Origin of the sequence: Variovorax sp. LjRoot290, assembly GCF_964253985.1 — a bacterium.
Taxonomy (GTDB): Bacteria; Pseudomonadota; Gammaproteobacteria; order Burkholderiales; family Burkholderiaceae_C; genus Variovorax.
This window is the reverse complement of sequence record NZ_CAXURW020000002.1, coordinates 222,625-242,728: the sequence shown is the minus strand read 5'-3', so window position 1 is coordinate 242,728 and position 20,104 is coordinate 222,625. Positions and strand designations below refer to the sequence as shown.

The 20,104-nt window shown below is 68.5% G+C and carries 17 protein-coding genes and 2 pseudogenes; 13 read left to right on the top strand and 6 right to left on the bottom strand.

Annotated elements, in window-relative coordinates:
• Positions 1-196 precede the first annotated feature (196 nt).
• The 7 genes from ACSQ9A_RS30040 (at position 197) to metC (ending at position 7,290) form a co-directional block, all read left to right on the top strand.
• Positions 197-1,858, top strand: a complete 1,662-nt coding sequence (locus tag ACSQ9A_RS30040; protein WP_436306564.1) for a rhodanese-like domain-containing protein — start codon at positions 197-199, stop codon at positions 1,856-1,858.
• A gap of 95 nt (positions 1,859-1,953) precedes the next feature.
• Complete coding sequence (locus tag ACSQ9A_RS30035; protein WP_436306563.1) at positions 1,954-2,799, top strand: transporter substrate-binding domain-containing protein; 846 nt, start codon at positions 1,954-1,956, stop codon at positions 2,797-2,799.
• A gap of 175 nt (positions 2,800-2,974) precedes the next feature.
• Positions 2,975-3,718 (top strand): amino acid ABC transporter permease, encoded by a 744-nt coding sequence (locus ACSQ9A_RS30030; RefSeq protein WP_436306562.1) that lies wholly within the window; start codon positions 2,975-2,977, stop codon positions 3,716-3,718.
• Positions 3,708-4,529, top strand: coding sequence for an amino acid ABC transporter permease (locus ACSQ9A_RS30025; protein ID WP_436306561.1), 822 nt, complete (start codon positions 3,708-3,710; stop codon positions 4,527-4,529). The genes ACSQ9A_RS30030 and ACSQ9A_RS30025 overlap by 11 nt, the downstream gene beginning before the upstream one ends.
• Positions 4,516-5,388 (top strand): amino acid ABC transporter ATP-binding protein, encoded by an 873-nt coding sequence (locus tag ACSQ9A_RS30020; RefSeq protein ID WP_436306560.1) that lies wholly within the window; start codon positions 4,516-4,518, stop codon positions 5,386-5,388. The genes ACSQ9A_RS30025 and ACSQ9A_RS30020 overlap by 14 nt, the downstream gene beginning before the upstream one ends.
• A 25-nt stretch (positions 5,389-5,413) precedes the next feature.
• On the top strand, positions 5,414-6,040 hold the full coding sequence (locus ACSQ9A_RS30015; protein ID WP_436306559.1) for a cysteine dioxygenase: 627 nt from the start codon (positions 5,414-5,416) through the stop codon (positions 6,038-6,040).
• Positions 6,037-7,290, top strand: a complete 1,254-nt coding sequence (gene metC / locus ACSQ9A_RS30010; protein ID WP_436306558.1) for a cystathionine beta-lyase — start codon at positions 6,037-6,039, stop codon at positions 7,288-7,290. Before ACSQ9A_RS30015 ends, metC begins: the two co-directional genes overlap by 4 nt.
• Here the strand turns inward: metC and ACSQ9A_RS30005 are convergent.
• Together ACSQ9A_RS30005 and ACSQ9A_RS30000 are read right to left on the bottom strand one after the other, a co-directional pair.
• Entirely contained in the window at positions 7,250-8,854 is a 1,605-nt protein-coding gene (locus ACSQ9A_RS30005) for an ABC transporter substrate-binding protein (RefSeq protein ID WP_436306557.1), read from the bottom strand. The two genes, metC and ACSQ9A_RS30005, sit on opposite strands and share 41 nt — an antisense overlap.
• A 48-nt stretch (positions 8,855-8,902) precedes the next feature.
• Positions 8,903-10,489, bottom strand: a pseudogene (locus tag ACSQ9A_RS30000) (rhodanese-like domain-containing protein); the annotation flags it as partial.
• 196 nt (positions 10,490-10,685) lie between these two features.
• Between ACSQ9A_RS30000 and ACSQ9A_RS29995 the strand changes: the two are divergent.
• From ACSQ9A_RS29995 to ACSQ9A_RS29975, 5 genes are all read left to right on the top strand, one after another.
• Entirely contained in the window at positions 10,686-11,684 is a 999-nt protein-coding gene (locus ACSQ9A_RS29995) for a tripartite tricarboxylate transporter substrate binding protein (RefSeq protein WP_436306556.1), read from the top strand.
• A 62-nt stretch (positions 11,685-11,746) separates the two neighbouring features.
• On the top strand, positions 11,747-11,878 hold the full coding sequence (locus ACSQ9A_RS29990; protein WP_436306555.1) for a hypothetical protein: 132 nt from the start codon (positions 11,747-11,749) through the stop codon (positions 11,876-11,878).
• Positions 11,879-11,881: 3 nt separating this feature from the next.
• On the top strand, positions 11,882-12,868 hold the full coding sequence (locus ACSQ9A_RS29985; RefSeq protein WP_436306554.1) for an aliphatic sulfonate ABC transporter substrate-binding protein: 987 nt from the start codon (positions 11,882-11,884) through the stop codon (positions 12,866-12,868).
• Between the two features lie 10 nt (positions 12,869-12,878).
• Complete coding sequence (locus ACSQ9A_RS29980; RefSeq protein ID WP_436306553.1) at positions 12,879-13,730, top strand: ABC transporter permease; 852 nt, start codon at positions 12,879-12,881, stop codon at positions 13,728-13,730.
• Positions 13,727-14,461, top strand: a complete 735-nt coding sequence (locus ACSQ9A_RS29975; RefSeq protein WP_436306552.1) for an ABC transporter ATP-binding protein — start codon at positions 13,727-13,729, stop codon at positions 14,459-14,461. The genes ACSQ9A_RS29980 and ACSQ9A_RS29975 overlap by 4 nt, the downstream gene beginning before the upstream one ends.
• A gap of 34 nt (positions 14,462-14,495) precedes the next feature.
• Here ACSQ9A_RS29975 and ACSQ9A_RS29970 read toward each other — a convergent pair whose 3' ends face one another.
• The 3 genes from ACSQ9A_RS29970 to ACSQ9A_RS29960 form a co-directional block, all read right to left on the bottom strand.
• Positions 14,496-15,821, bottom strand: coding sequence for an MFS transporter (locus tag ACSQ9A_RS29970; RefSeq protein ID WP_436307732.1), 1,326 nt, complete (start codon positions 15,819-15,821; stop codon positions 14,496-14,498).
• Between the two features lie 23 nt (positions 15,822-15,844).
• Positions 15,845-16,984, bottom strand: coding sequence for a YeeE/YedE family protein (locus tag ACSQ9A_RS29965; RefSeq protein ID WP_436306551.1), 1,140 nt, complete (start codon positions 16,982-16,984; stop codon positions 15,845-15,847).
• A gap of 62 nt (positions 16,985-17,046) precedes the next feature.
• Positions 17,047-17,994, bottom strand: coding sequence for a sulfurtransferase (locus ACSQ9A_RS29960; RefSeq protein ID WP_436306550.1), 948 nt, complete (start codon positions 17,992-17,994; stop codon positions 17,047-17,049).
• A gap of 243 nt (positions 17,995-18,237) precedes the next feature.
• Between ACSQ9A_RS29960 and ACSQ9A_RS29955 the strand changes: the two are divergent.
• Positions 18,238-18,489 (top strand): annotated as a pseudogene (locus ACSQ9A_RS29955) (LLM class flavin-dependent oxidoreductase); the annotation flags it as partial.
• A gap of 661 nt (positions 18,490-19,150) precedes the next feature.
• On the opposite strand, the gene ACSQ9A_RS29950 reads toward ACSQ9A_RS29955, so the two are convergent.
• Positions 19,151-20,062: a hypothetical protein gene (locus tag ACSQ9A_RS29950; protein ID WP_436306549.1), complete on the bottom strand. Its 912-nt coding sequence runs from the start codon at positions 20,060-20,062 to the stop codon at positions 19,151-19,153.
• Positions 20,063-20,104 lie beyond the last annotated feature (42 nt).

Here is a 20,104-nt window from a genome sequence, read left to right as displayed (position 1 = left end):
GATCGAATCTCAAACAACCGAAAAGTGGGTTCTTAAGAACCAACTCAACTAAGAGATGGGGCCTCGGGCTCTGCCAAGTCGCGGGTGCTTGCGTCCGCTCGTGCGCAGAAGCTTATGCACAAAGCTTCGTAGCCCACCTTGCGCGCGGTGGCTAAGGTGCTGCGCCTGTGTCGTTTCCGATTCCGCTCTTCACCCTATGTCTCTTCCCGCCGTGAACCCTGCGCAATCCGCAACCCCAGCGCCTTCGGTCCCGACCGTCGACGCCGCCACCCTGCAGCACTGGCTGCACGACGGTGGCGAGATCGCGCTGCTCGACGTGCGCGAGCATGGACAGTACGGCGAAGGCCACCCCTTCTTCGCCGTCCACGTGCCCTACAGCCGGCTCGAGCCGGAGATCGCGCGCCTGGTGCCGCGCCGGGGCACGCGCACCGTGCTGCTGGACGACGGCGCCGCAGGCTCCGCTGTGGCCACGCGCGCGGCGGCGCGGCTGGCGACCCTGGGCTACGAAAATGTATGGCTGCTCACCGGCGGCGCACCGGCCTGGGCACGCGCCGGGCACACCCTCTTCCAGGGCGTGAACCTGCCTTCGAAGACCTTCGGCGAGCGGGTCGAACACGCCTTCGACGTCCCACACATCGACGCGCAGGCGCTGGCCGCGCGGCTTCAGTCGGGCGAGCCGCTCGTGCTGCTCGACGGCCGCACTCTCGAAGAGCACCGCAAGATGACCATCCCCGGTGCGCTGCCCGTGCCCAACGGCGAACTGGCGCTGCGCTGGCGAACGCTGGTGACCGATGACCAGACGCCGATCGTCGTGCACTGCGCGGGCCGCACGCGCAGCATCGTCGGCGCCCAGATCCTGCGCGACCTGGGCGTGCCGAATCCGGTGCTGGCGCTGGAGAACGGCACGCAGGGCTGGGCGCTGGCCGGGCTCGAGCTGGAACGCGGCAGCCCACGCACGCTGCCGGCCGCGCCGCTTCCCTCCCAGCGGCATGCTGCGCAGGCCGACGCCGCTGCCGCCGCCCGGCGCGCCGGGGTGCCGCTGCTCGACGCCGCCGCCGCGCAGGCCTGGCTCGACGACGACGCACGCACCACCTTCGTCTTCGACGTGCGCACCGCCGACGAATTCGCCGCGGGCAGCATTCAAGGCGCGCGGCATGCGCCGGGCGGCCAGCTGCTGCAGGCTGCCGACCTGCAGATCGGCGTGCGCGGCAGCCGCGTGCTGCTGCTGGACGACGAAGGCATCCGCGCGCCGGTGGCGGCGCTCTGGCTGCGCCGCCTGGGCCTCGATGCAGCGGTGGTCGAGGGCGGCGTCGCCGCAGCGCTGCGCATCCCTGCACCGTCTCGCCTGCCCCTGCCGCAGGCTGTGCCGGAACGGACGCCCGAAGCCCTGACGGCGCTGCGGAACGGCAACCTGCCGCCGGTGGTATTCGACCTGCGGCCTTCGATGGCATACCGACAGCGCCATGCACGCGGCGCCACGTGGTCGATCCGCCCGCGCCTGATGGCCGACGTGCAGGCCGCGACGCGCGGGGACCGGCAGCGCCCCGTGCTGCTGCTGGCGGCCGAGGAGATCGTGGCGCGGCTGGCGGCGCAGGACCTTTGGGAGGCCGGCTGGCACCACCTGAGTTGGGCCCCGGCCCTTGCGGCCAAGGCCGCCGGCTGGCCGCAGGACGCGAGCCCAGGGTCGCCGACCGATGCCGAGGCCATCGACTACCTGTTCTTCGTGCACGACCGGCACGAGGGCAACCTCGATGCCGCACGCCGCTACCTCGCCTGGGAGACCGGGCTGATCGCGCAATGCGCGCCGGAAGATCTCGCGGCCTTCCGCCTGCCCGAGGCGACGCATATCGATATCTGAAAGTCTTCCTTGCGACGGTGTCCGCGGGCCCGCAAGATGCCCGCTTGCCTTTGCCTTTGCCTTTGCCTTTGCCTTTGCCTTGCCGTCACGATTCCATGCATCCAACGTTCCGCCTTCCTCGTTCCTACCGTATCGCCGCCCTGCTCGGCGCCGTGCTCTGCCTCGCCGCCGGTCTGGCCCATGCCGACGCGACACTGGACAAGATCCGCCAGCGCGGGAAGGTGGTGATCGGCGTCGCCATCAGCGGCGGCCCCTTCGGCGCCATCGACCCGGCCACGCAGCAGCTCGTCGGCTGGAACCCCGAGCTCGCCCGCGACCTGGCCAAGCGGCTCGGTGCGGAGGCCGAGCTGGTCCAGGTGAACCCCTCCAACCGCATGCAGTTCCTGCAGTCCGGCAAAGTCGACCTGCTGATCGCCTCCATGGAATACAACGCCGACCGCGGCGAGATCCTGGGCCATGCGCCCACGCCCTTCTACCGCGTGGGCGGCACGGCCGCGGTCCTCAAGACCAGCGGCATCACCAAGTGGGACGACCTGCGCGGCAAGACCGTTTGCGCCTCGCAGGGCAGCAGCTACGTGAAGCCGCTGCAGGAGCAGTACGGGGCCGAGGTGCGCGGCTTCAAGACCTCGGCCGAATCGCTGCTGGCACTGCGCGGCGGCAACTGCGTGGCCGCGGTGCACGACGCGATCCTGATCCAGCCGCTCCTGCGCGGCAATCCGGAATGGGGCGCGTACGCGGCGCCGATCCGCGACGAAATCCTGCCCGCACCCTCGGTGGTGTGGGCCCGCAAGGGCGAGGCCGACACCATCGCCGCGGTGGACAAGGCGGTGCAGCAATGGCATCGCAGCGGCTGGCTGATCGAGACCGAGAAGCGCCTTGGCATCGTGCCGCCGCAGCCGCTGCTGCCCGAGTTGCAGGCCAAGCTCAAGGCCGCGCCCTGAGTCCGCTCGACGACCTGCCTGCGCTTTTCCTTGATCCACCTGGAGCTGCGATCCGGCGGCCCCTGAAGGCCTTCGCCATGAAACTCCGCTCGCTCGCACTGACGCTGTCGGCCGTCGTCATGCGCCCCGCCGATCGCGGCAGCGCCGACGCTGCGATCGAACTGGAGACCTCGGGATGAGCGACGCGCTGTGGGCCCAGGCGGTCGCGGCGCTCAAGCCGCTGGGCCTCAACTACGCCTTCGTGCTCAACCCGGCCGAGCGAGGCGCCTTCCTGCGTGGCCTGGGCGTGACGCTGCAGCTGTGCCTGCTGACCATCCCCTGCAGCCTCGCCGCCGGCGTGGCGATCGCCGCCGCGCTGACCTCCGGGCGCGCCTGGCTGGTGCAGCCCGCGCGCGCCTTCGTCGAAGTCACGCGCAACACGCCGACGCTGGTGCAGCTCTACTGCGCGTTCCTGGTGCTCAACATGCTCATCACCCAGCAGCTGCAGACGCACGGCGGCAACCCGCTCACGCCCTTCGTCTGGGTGGTGGTCGTGGTGTCGCTGCACAAGGGCGTGTTCCATGCCGAGGCGCTGCGCGCGGCCATCGAGGCCGTGCCGCGCGTCACGCTCGAGGCCGCCCGCTCGCTGGGCTTCTCGCAGCGCCAGCTGCTGTGGTGTGTGGAGCTGCCGCTGGCACTGCGCTTCGCGCTGCCCTCGCTGGTCAACAACCTGGTCGACCTGGTCAAGATGACCGCCGTGGCCTCGGCCATCGCGGTAGGCGACGTGACCTACGAGTCCATCATGATCTGGACACAGCGCGACAACGTGCTGGAATTGCTGCTCCTGATCCTGTTGTACTTCGGCCTTCTGACCTGGCTCGTGAGCCTGGCCGGCCGCTGGCTCGAAGAACGCCTGAGGATGCCCGGCTATGGCCAGTGAAATCATGATCGCGCATGGCGCGCCGCAGGCCGTTCCCGCCGGCCCGTGGGCCAGCCCCTGGCGCAACCCCTGGTTCGTCGGCGTCGGCGCCGCGCTGATCGTGCTCGCCTTCTGGGGCGCCACGGGCAGCACGCCCACGGCTTTCGTGCACCTGTGGAGATGGCTGCCGGCTCTGCTGCGCGGCCTGCTGGCCAACATCGAGATCAGCGTACTCGCCATGGCGCTGGGTACGCTGGCCGGGCTGGTGGTGGGGGCGCTGTCTCTCTCGCCCTTGCGCATGCTGCGCATCGCGACGCGCTGGTACGTGCAGGTGTTTCGCAACGCGCCGGTGCTGGTGCTGATCTACTTCACGACCTACGTCTTCCCCTTCGAACTGCACCTCGCCTCGTGGCGCTTTCCGTTTCCCGACTGGATCAAGGTGGTGCTGGGCCTGGCGCTGCCGGCCAGCGCCAACGTGGCGGAGATCTTCCGCGGCGCCATCCAGTCCATCTCGAGTGCGCAGTGGGAGGCGGCGCAGTCGCTGGCCTTCCGGCGGCGCGAGATCTTCCGCCTCATCGTGCTGCCGCAGTGCGTGCGCCGCATGCTGCCGCCGTGGATGAACCTGTATGCCAGCATCACCATGAGCACGGCACTGGCCTCGCTGGTCGGCGTGCACGACGTGGTCGACACGGCGCAGATCGCGAGCAACACAGTGGCGCGCACCGACTTCACCATCCTCGTCTACTTCACACTGCTGGGCCTGTTCTTCGCCTACTGCTACCCGATTGCACGCGCCACGCGCGCGCTGGAGCGCCGCCATGACCGCCACTGATGTCTTTCTTTCCCCCACCGCCGCCGCTGCACGCGAAGCACCGCTGGTCGCGCTGCGCGACGTGCACCTGGCCTTCGGCGCCACCACGGTGTTGCGCGGCATCGATCTCGAGGTGCGGCGCGGCCAGGCGGTGTCGATCGTCGGCCCCTCGGGCTCGGGCAAGTCCACCATCCTGCGCTGCATCACCGGCCTGCTGCGCCCGCAGCGCGGCGAGATCCGCGTGGGCGACACCGCCGTGGAGAGCTTGCGCACCGAGGCCGAGCTGATCGCGCTGCGCAAGCGCGTGGGCTTCGTGTTCCAGCAGTACAACTTGTTCCCGCACCTCACGGTACTGCAGAACCTGGTGATCGCGCCGACCCGCGTGGCCGGCCGCGAGCGGGCTACGGCCGAGCGCGAAGCGCGCGAGCTGCTGGAGAAGGTGCGCCTGTCGCACAAGGAAGCGGCCTACCCGGGCGAGCTGTCGGGCGGCCAGCAGCAGCGCGTGGCCATTGCGCGCGCGCTGGCGATGCGGCCCGAGCTGATGCTGTTCGACGAGGTGACCTCCGCACTCGACCCCGAAACCGTGGGCGAGGTGCTGACCGTGATCCGCGACCTGGTGCAGGACGGCCTGACCTGCGTGCTGGTCACGCATGAGATGCGCTTTGCCGAGGAGATCAGCGACGAGGTGTACTTCACCGAGGCGGGCGTGATCGTCGAGCATGGCACGGCCGCGCGCATCTTCAACGACCCGGCCAGCGAGCGCACGCGCGCCTTCCTGCACCGCGCGCTCGGCGAAGGCGCTCGCGCCCGCCCCGCGCCCCTGCAGCCCGCTCCCGCGTTCGTGCCGCTGCCCTTCGAGCGGCTGCGTTTCGCGCTCTGAACCCACCCCTCACTGGAGAACACCTATGACGACTGACATCACCTCCATCGCGGCGCAACGCCGCGCCGCCATCGCCGAGGCGCTGGACGAGATCAGGCGCATTGCCGCCGGCAACGCACCGGACCGCGCGACGCTGGCCGTGATCACCGCGCGCCTCGAACAACTGGCGACGCAGACCGCGCTCTTCACGCGCGCCGACTTTCCGCCGCCCGCCGAATCGGCGGGCGTGGGCGCCTCCACGCGCTATCGCCTCAACTTCGAAGACGGCGACGACGGCATCGCGCTCTATCTGAATTCGATCAATCCCGGCAAGACCACGATCCCGCACAACCACACGACCTGGGCCGTCATCGTGGCGATCGACGGCGAGGAGGAAAATCGCATCTACCGCCGCACCGACGACGGCAGCGATCCGGCCGTGGCGCAGCTCGCACTGGTGCGCGAGCTCACCGTGCAGCCCGGCACGTCGGTCGCCTTCCTGCCCGACGACATCCACAGCATCCACGTGGTGGGCAACCAACCTACGCTGCATTTCCATCTCTACGGCCAGCCGCTGGAGACGCTCACGGGCCGCATCGGGGTGAACCTGGAGACCGGCGTGGTGGTGAACTACAACGCCACGCAGTTCAAGCCCAGTGAGGTGGCCGCTTGAACGCAACGGGAATCGCGGCGGGTTCCGACACGCTGCTCTCCGCGAGCACCCGGCTGCTGCACGCTGGTGCGCCCGCGCTGCGCGACGGCAGCGGCCCGGTCAACGTGCCGGTGGTGCGGACCAGCACCGTGCGCTTCGAGGACACCGGCACCCATGCCGACTACCACCACCGCCGCGCCGCCGGCGAACGCGTCGCGGCTTACGGCCGACACGGCCTGGACACGCACCGTGCGCTGGAGGATGCCGTCACCACCCTGGAGCTCGGTTACCGGGCCTTTCTCGCGCCTTCCGGACTGTCGGCCATCGCTCTGGTGTTCGTTGCGCTGCTGTCGCCCGGCGACCATGCGCTGGTGGCCGACAGCGTCTATGCACCCGTGCGCCGCGTCGACAGCACCCTGCTGCAGCGCCTGGGCATCACGCTTGAATATTTTTCGCCCACGCACGACGACCTGGCCGCGAAGATCCGCCCCACCACGCGGCTCGTGTACCTCGAATCGCCGAGTTCGCTGCTCTACGAGGTGCTGGACCTGCCCCGCCTCGCCGCGATCGCCCGCGACTGCGGCGTCACGGTCGCCACCGACAACACCTGGAGCGGCGGCTGGTTCCACCAGCCGCTGGCGCTGGGCGCCAACATCTCGATCCAGGCCGCGACCAAGTACATCGCCGGCCACTCCGACCTGATGCAGGGCATCGTGGTGGTGGACAGCCCGGCGCTCGCCACGAAGATCGCCACCGCGCACGAGGCGCTGGGCCTGGCCATTGGTGCCGACGACGCCTACCTGTCGCTGCGCGGCCTGCGCACGCTGCCCGTGCGCCTGGCCCAGCACCAGCGCCATGCCACTGAAGTGGCGCAGTATCTCCAGCGCCATCCGCGGGTGACGCGCGTGTTCTACCCGGCATTGCCCGAGGATCCGGGCCATGCGCTGTGGAAGCGCGACTTCAGCGGCGCGAGCGGGCTGGTGTCCTTCGAATTCCGCGATGCCGACGTGGCGGCGGCGAATGCCTTCGTCGATGCGCTGCAGCTGTTCGGCATCGGCGCGTCGTGGGGCGGCTACGAAAGCCTTGCGCTGGTCGCCGCGCCCGAGCGGTTGCGCGAACACAGCCACTGGACCAGCACCCGGCCGGTGGTACGGCTGCACGTCGGACTCGAAGATCCGCAAGACCTCATTGCGGACCTGGCCCGGGCATTTACGGCCCGGTCTACAGATCTCAGCGCGCCGCCGCGGGGTCGCCAACCTTCACGTTCTTGAAGAAGATCGCGTCCTCGGGATTGACCGGAATGTCGAGCTTGCGCTGCATCGCGTAGTCGAGCACCTGGTGGTGCAGCGCGATGTAGAAGCCTTCCTGCTGGACCGTCTGCCAGATCGCGTGGATGGTCGCGTCGCGCTTGGCCGGATCGCGCTCAACGGCGAGCGAGGCGATCTTCGCATCGATGTCGGGGTTGCTGTAGCCGATGGCATTGGCGGAGCCGCGTCCATCCTTGCCGCGGGTGTGCACCAGGTAGTCGAAGATGTAGGCCGAGTCGAAGGTCGGCGCGGCCCAGCCGTAGAGATAGAAGTCGGTGTCGGCCTGGTTGATGGCGGTCGCATGCTGCGCGATCGGCCGCGCGGCGACCGAGACCCTGACGCCGATGCGCGCCAGGAAGCCGGCGACCGCGGTGCAGATCGTTTCGTCGTTGACATAGCGATTGTTCGGGCAGTGCAGCGTGATGCCGAAACCGCCCGGATACCCCGCCTCGGCCAGCAGCTGTCTTGCACGCGCGGCATCGGGCTTGGGCCAGGTGTCGAAGGCCTTCTCGTAGCCGTGCACGAATTGCGGCGCGATGATGCCGGCCGGCACCGAGAGCCCGCGCATCACCGCGGTCCTGAGGGTGTCGCGGTCGATCGCCAGGCGGAAGGCCTCGCGCACGCGCGCGTCGGCCAGCGGGTTGCGGCCCTTCACGTCCGAATACTTCAGCTCGCCGGCGCCGACGTTCAGGCCCAGGTAGATGGTGCGGTTCTCCAGGCCCTCCGTGACGCGCAGCCGCGCATCGGCCTTCAGGCGCGCGACGTCCTGCGCCGGCACATCCTGCACGAAGTCCACCTCGCCCGACAGCAGTGCGGCCACGCGCGTTGCCGCCGTCTTGATCGGCTGGAACACGATCTGCGTCACCTCCAACGGAAACTGGCCCTTTCCCCAGTAGCCGGGGAACTGCCTGAGGACGGTGCGCGTGTCCTGCTCGCGCGACGCCAGCTGGTAGGGACCGGTGCCGTTCTCGTTGCGGGTGGCGAAGTTCTCGTCCTTGCCCGAAACGTCCTGTGGCTGCTCGGCCTGGTGGGACCTCGACCATGCCGCGTTGACGATGAAGAGATTGGTCAGCGTGTGCGGCAGCACGAGGTTGGGGCCCGAGGTCTTCAGCTGCACCGTCAGCGCATCGACCTTGCGCACCTCGACCACCGGCGCCAGCAGCGTTTTCCAGGCCGAGGTGGGCGCCTTGGCACGCTGGATCGAGAAGACCACGTCGTCGGCGCCGAAGGGCGCGCCGTCATGGAACTTCACGCCGGGGCGCAGCTTGAATTCCCAGACCGTGGGGTCGCGCGTGACCTGCCATGCGGTCGCCAGCGCCGGCTGGAGCTTGCCGTCGGCGGTGCGCAGCACCAGCGGTTCGTAGACCTGGTGCAGGAAGGTGACGTTGGTGTTGAGGTTGACCGCGTGCGGGTCGAGCGTGGCCGGATCGGAGGAGCGGGCCCAGCGCACGGTCTCGGCATGAAGCGCCGCCGAGGGCAGGAGGACGGACGCCAGCACGACGCTGGTCAGGAGCTTGCAGAGTTTCACGAAGATGAAGAGCAGGAAGGTTGGGAAGCCACGGGCCAGTGCATGTTTTCAGGCGGCCGGTATGAGCCTGATGCCGACTTCGCCTTCGCGTTCCAGTTGCGCCACCAGGCCGAGTTCCCAGGCCAGGTAGGCGCGGAAGCCCGCATCGCGCGCGCCGGGGTCCGCATGCGCATAGGGGCTGTACCAATGGTCGTCGTCGCCGGTGAGCACGCCCTCGGCGCCGCTGGCCGTGGGCAGTCCCGCGGCGACCCAGGCCCCGGTGCCGCCTGCGATGGCACGCACGTCGCGGTGTGTGCGTGCGGCCAGTTCGGCCGCGACGATGCCGGCCAGCACGCCGTCGGGCGAGACCAGCAGCACCGTCTGCGTGGGCGGCAGCTCGGCGGTGAAGGACTGCAGGCGATCGGGCACGGCAAAACGCGCGCGGGCCACGTGGCGCCGTTCATAGGCCGCGCGCCGATCGACGTCGAAGGCGACCGCCTGGCCCGCGTCCAGCAAGGCAGCGGCCTGCTGCGGCGACACCAGGGGCGCGGCCGCACGCGACGGCAGCACGCGCACCGGCTCCGCACCGGTGACCCGCGGGGCGAGCGCAGGCGGCGCGTGGACCAACACCTCGTGGCCGCCCAGCTGCGCGAGCCAGGCGGCGGTGGTGAGGGCGCGCACGCCGTCCCAGTCGGCCAGCACGATGCGCGAACGGCGTGTGGCCACGTATTCGTCGGTGGCCTGCACGAGCTGGCCTCCGGGCGCCCAACGCCAGCCTTCGAGATGGCCGGCCACATATTCCTGCTCGGTGCGAACGTCAAAGCGGTAGAGGGAGCGCTCGGCGGCTTCGGCCTCGAAGCGCGCCAGCTCGTCTGCATCGATGCGGCGCACGCCGGCACGCCGCGCCACGACCTCGGCCCGATCGCGCGCGGCGGCCAGCGCGGCCGGTCCGGGCTCGGGCAGCGCGGCATTGCGGCCGTGCGCCAGCGCACGGCCCGTCAGCAGCCAGGCCATGGTGCCGTCCTTCAGAGAGACCACGCGGTTCGGAATTCCCGCGTCGATGAGCGTCTGCGCGCCGACGATGCTGCGCGTGCGCCCTGCGCAGTTGACCACCACCAGGGTCTCGGGGTCCGGCGCGATTTCCTGGATACGGTAGACCAGCTCGGCGCCGGGCAGGCTGTGCGCGAAAGGCAGGCTGAACTGCGCGAACTCCTCGGGCGTGCGGCTGTCCACCACGACCAGCTTGTCGCCGCGCGCGATGCGCTCTTGCAACTCGTCGGCATCGATCCAGGGCGTGTGCTTGCGGTGCTCGATGATCTCGCCGAAGGCCTTGCTCGGCACGTTGGTGCCGCTGAAGATCTCGAAACCCTCGGCGGCCCAGGCATCCGTGCCGCCAGCCAGCACCGACACCTGGTTCCAGCCCAAGCGCACGAGCTTGGCGGCGGCCTGGTGGGCCAGCGTCTCGTCGGCATCCACCAGCACGATGCGAGTGCCGCGGCGCGGCACCAGCCGGTCGATCAGCAGTTCGAGGCGCCACAGCGGCGCTGATGCGGCGAAGAGGATGTGGCGGTGCGTGTAGACGCCGGTCTCGCGCACGTCGAGCACGGCGATCTCCTCGCCGTCGGCCAACGCGGCCTTCAGCCCATGGGACGTGATGAACGGGTGGGAGGCGCGGGCGGTCGAAGTCATCGTGAGTGCTGGGGATTCGGAATGTGTGGAGGCTGGCGACCCTACGCCGCGCGAGCGTGCGCACCAACGAAGCAAATCGACTAACCATATCCGCGGAAATTCGTTCGCGCGCACGCTGCTGCTGCCTAGAGTCGGCCGCATCCTTGCTGACTCCACGAACCCCATGACGAGCACACGCTCCCTTCTTCGCGCCCTGGCTGCGGCAGCCGCTCTGGCGCTGGTCGCACTGCACGCGCCCACGAGCTTCGGCGCTCCCGACGCGGGCAGCTTCCCGAGCAAGCCCGTGCGCATCGTCGTCCCGGTGGCGCCCGGGGGCAGCGCCGACAAGCTCACGCGCACGCTGGCCGACCGGCTCGCCGCGCTATGGGGCCAGTCGGTGGTGGTCGAGAACGTGACCGGCGCCAGCGGCACCATCGGTGCGGCCAAGGTGGCGAAGGCGGCGCCCGACGGCTACACCCTGCTGCAGCAGGGCGAAGGCCTGACGCTCAACGCCATCCTCTACCGCGAGCTGCCTTACGACGCGCAGAAGGCCTTCACGCCCATCATCAAGGCGGTGGTGAATCCGCAGATCCTCGTGGTGAACCCGGGCACCGGACTCAAGACCTTCGCCGACTACCTGGCGCGCGCCAAGGCCCAGCCGGAAAGCATCAGCCTCGGCCTGCCCGGCAACGGCGGCATCGCCCATGTGGCGCACGAGATCATCACGCAGGAAACCGGCGCGAAGGTGAATTACATCCCCTATCCCGGCGGCGGACCGGCCACCGTGGACGTGCTGGCCGGGCACACGAACGCGACGCTGATCACGCTGGCGGCGGTGACCGAATACGTGCGCGCCGGCCGCCTGCACGCGCTGGCCGTCACCACGCCCTACCGTTCCCCCGCGCTGCCTGACGTGCCCACCATGGCCGAAGCCGGCCTGCCCGGTTTCTCGGTGGAAAGCTGGCAGGGCTACTTCGCGCCGGCCGGCACCCCGCCTGCGGTGGTGGCGAAAATCAACCGGGACATCCGGACCGTGCTCCAGTCGGCCGAGGTGCGTACGAAGCTCGAAGACCTCGGCTTCAAGATCGCGGGCGGCACGCCGGCCGAATTGGCAGCCAGCCTGCAGACCGAGCGTCCCAAATACGCACAGGCCATCAGGACGGCCGGCATCGCGCTGCGCTGAGGCATGACGCTCTCCCCGCCCCGCTTCACGCCAGGCCCGTCGACCCCGACCGCTTCGCGCGCGTGGCGCTGGCTGACCTGGAACTGCACGAGCAGCGCATCTGCGCCGAGGTTGCGCCCGACTTCGGCGAAGACCTGCATGCCGCCGCGCTGTGGAAGCCTGCTCCCACCGCGACAACCCTCGAAGAAAGCTGAATCATGAAACGTCGATCGATCCTCCAAGGCGCGGCGGCCGGCGCCGCCGGCCTCGCGCTGCCCGCCATGGTGCGAGCCGCCGATGCTCCCAGGGAAATCCGGCTCGACTACGCCTACTACTCGCCGTCGAGCCTGGTGCTGCGGCGCTTCGGCTGGCTCGAGCAGGCGCTCAAGCAGGACGGAATTGGCGTCAAGTGGGTGCTGAGCGCCGGCAGCAACCGCGCCCTCGAATATCTCAACGGCAACAGCATCGACATCGGCTCGAGCGCCGGGCTCGCCGCGCTGCTGGCCAAGGCAAACGGCAACCCGATCCGGGCGCCCTACATCTTCTCGCGCCCCGAATGGACCGCGCTGCTCGTGCGGCGCGATTCGCCGATCCGCTCGCTCGCCGACCTCAAGGGCAGGAAGGTCGCAGCGACCAAGGGCACCGATCCATATCTCTTCCTGCTGCGCGCACTGCAGACCGTCAAGCTCAAGCGCAGCGATATCGAACACGTCGCGCTGCAGCATGCCGACGGCCGAACGGCGCTCGAGCAAGGCCGCGTCGATGCGTGGGCAGGGCTGGATCCGCTGATGGCGGCCAGCGAGCTCGATGCCGGTTCGCGGCTGATCTACCGCAACGTGGCCTTCAACACGTATGGCTTCCTCAATGTGCGGGAAGAATTCCTCGCCCGGCATCCGGCCGAGGTGAAGCGCGTGATCGCGGCCTACGAGCGCGCACGCCGCTGGATCCTGGCCAACACCGCCGAGGCGGCGAAGATCCTGGCCGAGGAGGCCAAGGTCAGCCTGGAGGTCGCGCTGCTGCAGCTCAAGCTGCGCACCGACTTCAGCAATCCCCAACCCTCCAGCGAGCACGTGAAGGCGCTGCAGGCGGCCGCTCCCATCCTGCTGGAAGAGCAACTCGTCAAGCCCGGCACCGACCTCAACAGGGCGATCGCGGATCTTGTCGATACCCAGTTCGCCCGCGGGCTGGCGGGCAGCGCCGCTTGAAGGCTAGCGGATGAGCGCGCACTACCCTCCCGGGCTGGTGCCTGCAGTGCCGAGCGCGCCCGTCGCGCAGGCGTCGCAGCCGCCTGCACCTGCGGCGCCGCGTCGCCCTTCGCGCTGGTGGGGCGCCCTGCTGCCGGCCGGCTCGCTGCTGCTGCTCGAACTGGCCGTTCGCCTCGGAGCCGTGCCGGCGCACCTGCTGCCGCCGCCGAGCGAGATCACTCGCACGCTGGTCGAGCTGTCCGCCAACGGCCTGGGCGCGCACGTGCTCGCCAGCACGGTCCGCGTCTTCGCCGGCTTCGCGACCGGCGCACTGCTGGCCATCGGCCTGGGTGTGCTGGTGGGGCTCGATCGGCGCGCCGAAGCCTTGCTCGACCCGAGCTTCCAGGCGCTGCGCGCGATTCCTTCGCTCGCCTGGGTCCCGCTGCTGCTGCTGTGGCTCGGCATCGACGAAGGCTCCAAGATCGTGCTGATCGCGATCGGCGCCTTCTTCCCGGTCTACATGGGGGTCGCTTCGGGGTTTCGCGATGTCGACCGCAAGCTGGTGGAGGTGGCCGAGATGGCGGGCCTCTCTCCGCTCGCGATGGCGCGTCGCGTGCTGCTGCCGGCCGCGCTGCCCGCGCTGCTCACCGGCCTGCGCAACGGGCTGTCGCTGGCGTGGATGTTCATGGTGGCGGCCGAACTGATCGCCGCCACGCGAGGACTGGGCTACCTGCTGACCGATGGTCGCGAGACCGGCCGCGCCGACATCGTGCTTGCCGCGATCGTGCTGCTGGCCGTGATGGGCAAGCTCACCGACACGGGCATGCAGCGCCTGGAAGCGCGATGGCTGTCCTGGCGGGACACGCTGGACACGCGTGCATGAGCGCGCTGCTCGACGTCCGGATCGCCCGCAAACGCTTCGGCACGCGCGAGGTGCTGCGCGACATCCATCTGCGGCTGCGCCCCGGCGAAGTGGTGTCGCTGGTCGGCGCCAGCGGCTGCGGCAAGAGCACACTGCTGCGCCTCGTCGCGGGCCTGGACCGCGACTATGAAGGCGAGGTCCAGCTGGACGGCCGCGCCGTGACCGGGCCGACGCGCGACATCCGTTTCGTGTTCCAGGAGCCGCGCCTCTTCCCCTGGCTGAGCGTGGCGCGCAATGTGGCTTTCGACCTCGGCGGGCACGCCATCGACTCGGCCAGGGTCGATGCGCTGCTGCAGGAGGTCGGGCTCGCCGGACTCGGCGCGCGGCTGCCCAAGCAGTTATCCGGCGGGCAGGCGCAGCGCGTCGCGATCGCGCGCGGCCTGTTCTTGCAGCCGCGGCTGCTGCTGCTCGACGAGCCGTTCTCGGCGGTCGACGCCTTCACGCGTCTGAAGCTGCAGGACCTGCTGCTGAACGTCGCACGGGCGCACCACATCACGGTCCTGCTGGTCACGCACGACATCGACGAAGCGGTGTACCTGAGCGACCGTGTCATCGTGCTCGAGGCCGAGCCGGGTCGCACGGCGGCGCAGGTTCCGATCGAACTGCCGCGCGCACGCAGCCGCGATGACCCTCGGGTGGCGGCGGCGATCGCCGAGGTTCGTCACGCGCTGCAGGCGGCGCATGCGATCTGACGCTGCGGCGCGAGAGACGCTCAAGCGCCCCAGCTCACAGGCACAGCACGGCGAGCAACACACCCGCGAGCCTGAGAAACGCCGACAGGTCGAACGAAAACCCCGCACCCGCAGCGACCTGCGCTGGCAGGCCCACCACAAGCGCGCCGAACAGGGCAACGCCGATGGCACTGCCGACCTGGCGGGCCGCGCTGAAGATCGCCGATGCCGTGGCCGAGCGCGATGGCTCCACGCTGCCGAGGATCGACGACGTCAAGGCCGGCGTGCCGATGCCAGCGCCGATGGCCAGCAGCAGCAGGCTCGGCAGGATGCGCAGATAGGGCGTGGCGTCGTCTATACCGTGCAGTAGCGCGAAACCAAGGGCCGAGATCAGGAAGCCCGCGATCACCGGCGTCCGAGGGGAGAAGCGCTTTGCCAGCCGCGCACTCGCAAGGTTGGCAACCATGATCACGATGAAGGGCAGCAAGGCGAAACCTGTCTCGGTCGGCGTATAGCCTTTCGCATGCTGGAAATACAGGCTCAGCACGAAGATCGATCCATAGAAAGTGATGTTCATGATCACTCCCAGGACGACCGATGCGGAGAAGGCCTTGCTTCGAAACAGCCCGAGCGGGATCATCGGCGCGGGCACGCGCGATTCATTGCGCACGAATGCCGCGACGGCCCCCATGGTCAAGGCAAGACCCGCCAGCACCGTCCAGTGGGTCCAGCCACGCGCGCCGGCTTCGATGACCGAATGCGTGAAGACGAAGAGTGCCAGCATGGCCAGAAGTTGCCCGCCGATGTCCAGACGCCCGGTGATCACACGCACGGTTTCGCCAACGTGGCGGCGCGCGGCCCACAGGCCCAACGCGCAGATCGGCAGGTTCACGAAGAAGATCGAGCGCCAGCCAAGGCTGCTCGTCAATGCGCCCCCGACTACCGGGCCTGCAGCGCTCACGACGCCGCCGATGGCGCTCCACCAGCCGATGGCGTGCGCCCTTGCCACCGAATCGCCGGCACTGGCATGCGACAGCAGCGACAGCGAGGTAGGAAGGATCAATGCGGCGCCAATGCCCTGCGCACCGCGTGCCGCGATCAGAATCTCGATGGACGGCGCGACCGAGCAGGCGAGGGATGCCAGCCCGAACAGCAAGATCCCGACGATGAAGACGCGCCGGCTCCCGAAACGGTCACCGAAGGAGCCCCCCATCATCAGCAGTGCCGCGAATGCCAGCGTGTAGGCATTCACGATCCACTGCAGGCCCGTCACGCCGGCACCGAGGCTCGCACCGATCTCCGGCAACGCCACATTCACGATGGTCACATCAAGCTGCACCACGACGAAGCCGAAACTCGTCGCGGCCAGAGTCCAACCCATGCCGGTTCGTCGCACTGGCGTCCTCAGCCACCCCAGCGCAGTCGCAGGCCCGCCCACACCGCGAAGAGCACGCTGGCTCCGAACACCCAGCCCGAGAGTGCACCGGCCATCGTCCCAGAGAGCAGGTTCCCGACGGTGCAACCCAGCGCCGTCATCGCGCCCCATCCCAGCAACAGGCCGCCGCCCAGGCCGCGAACCACCTCGCGCCCGCGCGGCCAGCGCGGCGCGAACTGGCCGCTCGCGAGCGCAGCTGCGAAGGCGCCCGCCACCAGGCCGGCAATCAGAAGCGAGTTGGGCGTGCGCCAGAGGCTTTCGACCAAGGCCGTGACACAGCCGCCGAAACCGTCGAGCCCCTCGAGACGATCGGGCACCCATCCGCGCACGCCGCCGAATTCGCGCGCCGCGCTGCCGAGGGCGGCCGTGACGCCGAGCGGCCGCAGGCGCAGCACCACCACAGTCGCAATGACACCGACCGCGAGCCCGCCGAGCCAGTAGTCCCACCGACCCCGAATGAGCCGCTGCAATGCGGCCCCGAAGCTCGAAGGCCGTTCGGCGGCCGGGGACGCCGCAGGCAAGCGGCGCCACAGCAGCGCGGCAGCGACGGCCAGCAGCAGGAGCTGAAGCAGCGCCGACCCGGCATAACCCAGGTAGTGCGGGAGCCAGACGACGGGCGCGGTCGCGATGGTCGCCGTGTACAGCCAGTTCCAGCTGTTGAAGCCCAGCACGAAGCCCATTGCACTGCCTGCAAGCGCGAACGGTGCCGTGGGCGAGCCTTCACCGAGGCGATACCAGTGCGCGCTGATGCACGAGCCGGAGATCACCATCCCGATGCCGAAGGCGAGGCCCGCCAGCACCAGCGCCCAGCTCACCGGACCGATGTGCGCATCGGGCGGCAAGCGGCCCGGCTGTGGCACTGGAAGCCAGGAGCCCATCACGATGTGCATGCCCACGGTTCCCACCGCGAGCGCGACGACGATCGCGAGCAGGCCGCGCGCGTCCCGATGCTCGAAGTAGTCGCGCGCGTGGCAATAGAAGCAGAAGCGCGAGCGCTGCAGCACGGCGCCCAGCACGGCACCGAGCCCCAGCGCGAAGGCCAATGCGCGGCCACCCGTCTGCGCACCCACGACTGCGATGGCCCACAGAAGAGCCGCAGCGACGAGCAAGGCGAAAAAAACGGGCCACGAAGGCCCGCGAAACGTCGCTTCGATTCGACGAGGAGACACTCTTACTTCGAAGCCCAGATGGTCCCGGCAGGGTTGTTGACCGGCACGCCGACTGCATTGCCGTACTCGGTCCACGAGCCGTCGTAGTTGCGCACGTTGTAGCCCAGCAGCTTGGTGAGCGCGAACCAGGTGTGGCTCGACCGCTCGCCGATGCGGCAGTAGGTAATGACCGGCCGCGTGCCGTCGATGCCGGCGCTCGCGTAGAGCGCCTTCAGCTCGGCCGCGGACTTGAACGTTCCGTCCTCGTTGACCGCGCGTACCCAGGGCACGTTCGCCGCGCCCGGGATGTGACCGGCGCGCACGGCGAGCTCGGCCGCGCCGGGCGGCGCGAAGATCTTGCCGGTGTATTCGTCCGCCGAGCGGATGTCGACCAGCTTCGCATCCGATTTGCCCTCGGCCACCGCGAGCACATCCGAGAGGCGCGCGCGCAGTTGCGGATTGGGCTTCGCCACCTTGAAGTTGGTCGCGACGTGCTCGGGCGTGCGCGCTTCGAGCGTGCGGTTCTCGGCCTCCCATTTCTTGCGGCCACCATCGAGCAGCTTCACGTTCTGCACGCCGTACTGGTCGAACACCCAGGCGCCCCAGGCGGCGAACCAATTGTTGTTGTCGCCGTAGAGCACCACCGTGCTGTCGCTCGCGACGCCCCCGGTCGACAGCAGCTTCTCGAAATTGCCCTGGCTCACGATGTCGCGCCGCACGCGGTCGTTGAGGTCGTTGTGCCACGAGAAGTTGACGGCGCCGGGGATGTGGCCCTTCTCATAGAGACCCGGGTTCACGCTGACCTCGATCACGCGCAGCTTCGGATTCTTGAGGTTCTTTTCGAGCCATTCAGTCGAGACCAATGCGCCGCTGCCATCGGCCGAAGCCTGCGCGAAGGCGCCCGGCGCGGCGGCGATGAAAGCGAGCGTGGCGACGGCGGCGCAGCGCCACCACTTCGTCGGAACAAGCATGAACCCTCCAGTTGCTGTCGATGATGATGAGATCGAGCCCGCACTCTAAGAGTGCAGGACGTGGGCGCCAACGAATCAATCGCGATATCCGAATGAGCAAACCATCTAACGGCGCTCCGAGCGCAAGGATGGTTATTGCTTCTTCTTCGTTCAACAGGCGCGTCAGCGGCCATAGACTTGACGCACGAGGACACGTGAGCACGCGCAAAAGCAGCTTCGGCTCGGCCTCCATACCCGGTCAGCATCCACACCCGCGCATGGCGTCTGATCCAGACGCGGGAGCGCGGTCGATTCGGATGCCTTGTTCATGGCCGATCACCTCGCGGTGCTCAACATGCCGATCGAGGCGCTGCAACCAGCCACACGGTGAGCTCCTTCGAGCCGTTCACGCTGCTGTCTGCGCTGGCCCAGCACACGGAGCGCTACGGTCTGATCGCGACGGCCTCGACCACCTTCGACGAGCTCTTCCACATTGCGCGCCGCTTCGCGTCGCTCGCCCTTGCCGTCACCTTGGGCCGCGGGCTGAGTGAAGGCAAAGGTGAAGCCGGGGTTGGCTTCTCAGCAACAAAGCGCGTGGTGGCGCCGATCGAGCTTTTGACATAACAAGGCTTGCCCAAAGGACGGATGTGGGAGCAAAGTTGTAATGTCGCCTTCCAGCAAAGTTGAGATGTCGCATATTGGGCCGCCACGAGCTCCGAGGCATGGCCATGGCGACAGCTGCAGCGACGATCACAATGACGATACGCGAGGCCGATCGACTCAAGACTGTTCAAGCGGTGGTCGACCGGATGCTTCGGATTGGCCAGGCCGCGCAGCGGCTTGGCATGAGCCGACGACAGGTTGAGCGCATCGTTCAGCGGTTGTGTCGTCGAAATATTCGACGGACTTCGATGGCTCGTCGAACCCAGTTCTCAACCACCAGATCCTCGACGCGGCTGAACTCATGCCCATTGTTGGTGACGAGCACCCAGCCTTCGGCACGGGCGTGAACTTCGATCCAGAGGTCGTTGTTGCCGCTGGGCTGGCCCGTGCTCGACGGTCCATCACGCCGGGGACGTCGCTGCGAAAGCGCCTGACAGGATTTCACTCAGGGAGAACCCAAGCGCTTTGAATCATGATCCTACACAGATGGCGCCCGGCCCTGCTCCCGCCCTGGCTAGGCCTTGTCGGACCACTGCGCGCGCTCCACTTTCGATACGGTCGATGTCTGTCCACCTTGGACGGACCAGCAGAACATCTTCTTGGCCTTCCTATGGCGACCCGCCGTCGGGAACTTCCATCCCCCTCCTTGATTGATGATTTTCTTTCCGTCCATGGCAGCGTTCGCCTTGAAGTCCTCCGGGAGTTCGGTGGCCACGTCTTTCGTCCCCTCGGCGATTGACACCGCGCAATCCCAACCCGCTACGAACACCTTCTTGGGGTCCTTGAGCGTTTCGCCGTAACAGCACGCGAACATAGTGATGAACGACAGTTCGGCCTGGTCAAGGCCATGCACCCATTGGCCCGGCTTCGTATCGTCGCCCTTGATCTTCACATCCCGTTGTCGCACGTCGTTGGCCGCCGTCTCATCGTGCTCAGCAGCATGACAGGCAATGAAGACAATCTTGCGCAGCATCGGCAGTTTGAGATCCGCCGCAAGGATTCCCGCGATGGCATACGCACCCATCTGCGCCACTTGGTAATCCGATGCGTGTGCAACAACATAAGCACCGGCATCATCCGCCCCGACCTCCGGCTTCCGTTGAACGGCTTTGGGGAGGCCTCCCGGAGCGGCAGCGCTGACCCCTGCCGCCGCGGGGACGTTTCCGGCTGCGGCGGGAACGGCAACAGGTGCCGGTCGCAACAGACCTTCTGCCCGAAGCCTTTCGTGAGTATGCGGTGCAGCGCTACGCTCCCAACGCGCCTTTTCCTCAAAGACACCTTTGGATTTGACGTGGTACCAGACAACTGCATCTGTGCCCGGCCTGTCCGAGTACTTCTGGAACAAGCCCTTCGCGCTCTTGAGTGGGGGCCCCAAATGTCCGCCACCACGCTCGAACGATACGATGTAGAGTGTCTTGACCAGCATGGACTCTCCTCGACAGACGGGCAACTGGCCGCAGTGTATCGC

Coding starts and splice junctions, on each gene's coding strand:
- ACSQ9A_RS29970 (WP_436307732.1), bottom strand. CDS start 15,821: ATGGGTTGGACTCTGGCCGCGACGAGTTTCGGCTTCGTCGTGGTGCAG.
- ACSQ9A_RS29950 (WP_436306549.1), bottom strand. CDS start 20,062: ATGCTGGTCAAGACACTCTACATCGTATCGTTCGAGCGTGGTGGCGGA.
- ACSQ9A_RS29980 (WP_436306553.1), top strand. CDS start 12,879: ATGAGCGCGCACTACCCTCCCGGGCTGGTGCCTGCAGTGCCGAGCGCG.
- ACSQ9A_RS29995 (WP_436306556.1), top strand. CDS start 10,686: ATGACGAGCACACGCTCCCTTCTTCGCGCCCTGGCTGCGGCAGCCGCT.
- ACSQ9A_RS29985 (WP_436306554.1), top strand. CDS start 11,882: ATGAAACGTCGATCGATCCTCCAAGGCGCGGCGGCCGGCGCCGCCGGC.
- ACSQ9A_RS30020 (WP_436306560.1), top strand. CDS start 4,516: ATGACCGCCACTGATGTCTTTCTTTCCCCCACCGCCGCCGCTGCACGC.
- ACSQ9A_RS29960 (WP_436306550.1), bottom strand. CDS start 17,994: ATGCTTGTTCCGACGAAGTGGTGGCGCTGCGCCGCCGTCGCCACGCTC.
- ACSQ9A_RS29975 (WP_436306552.1), top strand. CDS start 13,727: ATGAGCGCGCTGCTCGACGTCCGGATCGCCCGCAAACGCTTCGGCACG.
- ACSQ9A_RS30015 (WP_436306559.1), top strand. CDS start 5,414: ATGACGACTGACATCACCTCCATCGCGGCGCAACGCCGCGCCGCCATC.
- ACSQ9A_RS30040 (WP_436306564.1), top strand. CDS start 197: ATGTCTCTTCCCGCCGTGAACCCTGCGCAATCCGCAACCCCAGCGCCT.
- ACSQ9A_RS30035 (WP_436306563.1), top strand. CDS start 1,954: ATGCATCCAACGTTCCGCCTTCCTCGTTCCTACCGTATCGCCGCCCTG.
- ACSQ9A_RS30030 (WP_436306562.1), top strand. CDS start 2,975: ATGAGCGACGCGCTGTGGGCCCAGGCGGTCGCGGCGCTCAAGCCGCTG.
- ACSQ9A_RS30025 (WP_436306561.1), top strand. CDS start 3,708: ATGGCCAGTGAAATCATGATCGCGCATGGCGCGCCGCAGGCCGTTCCC.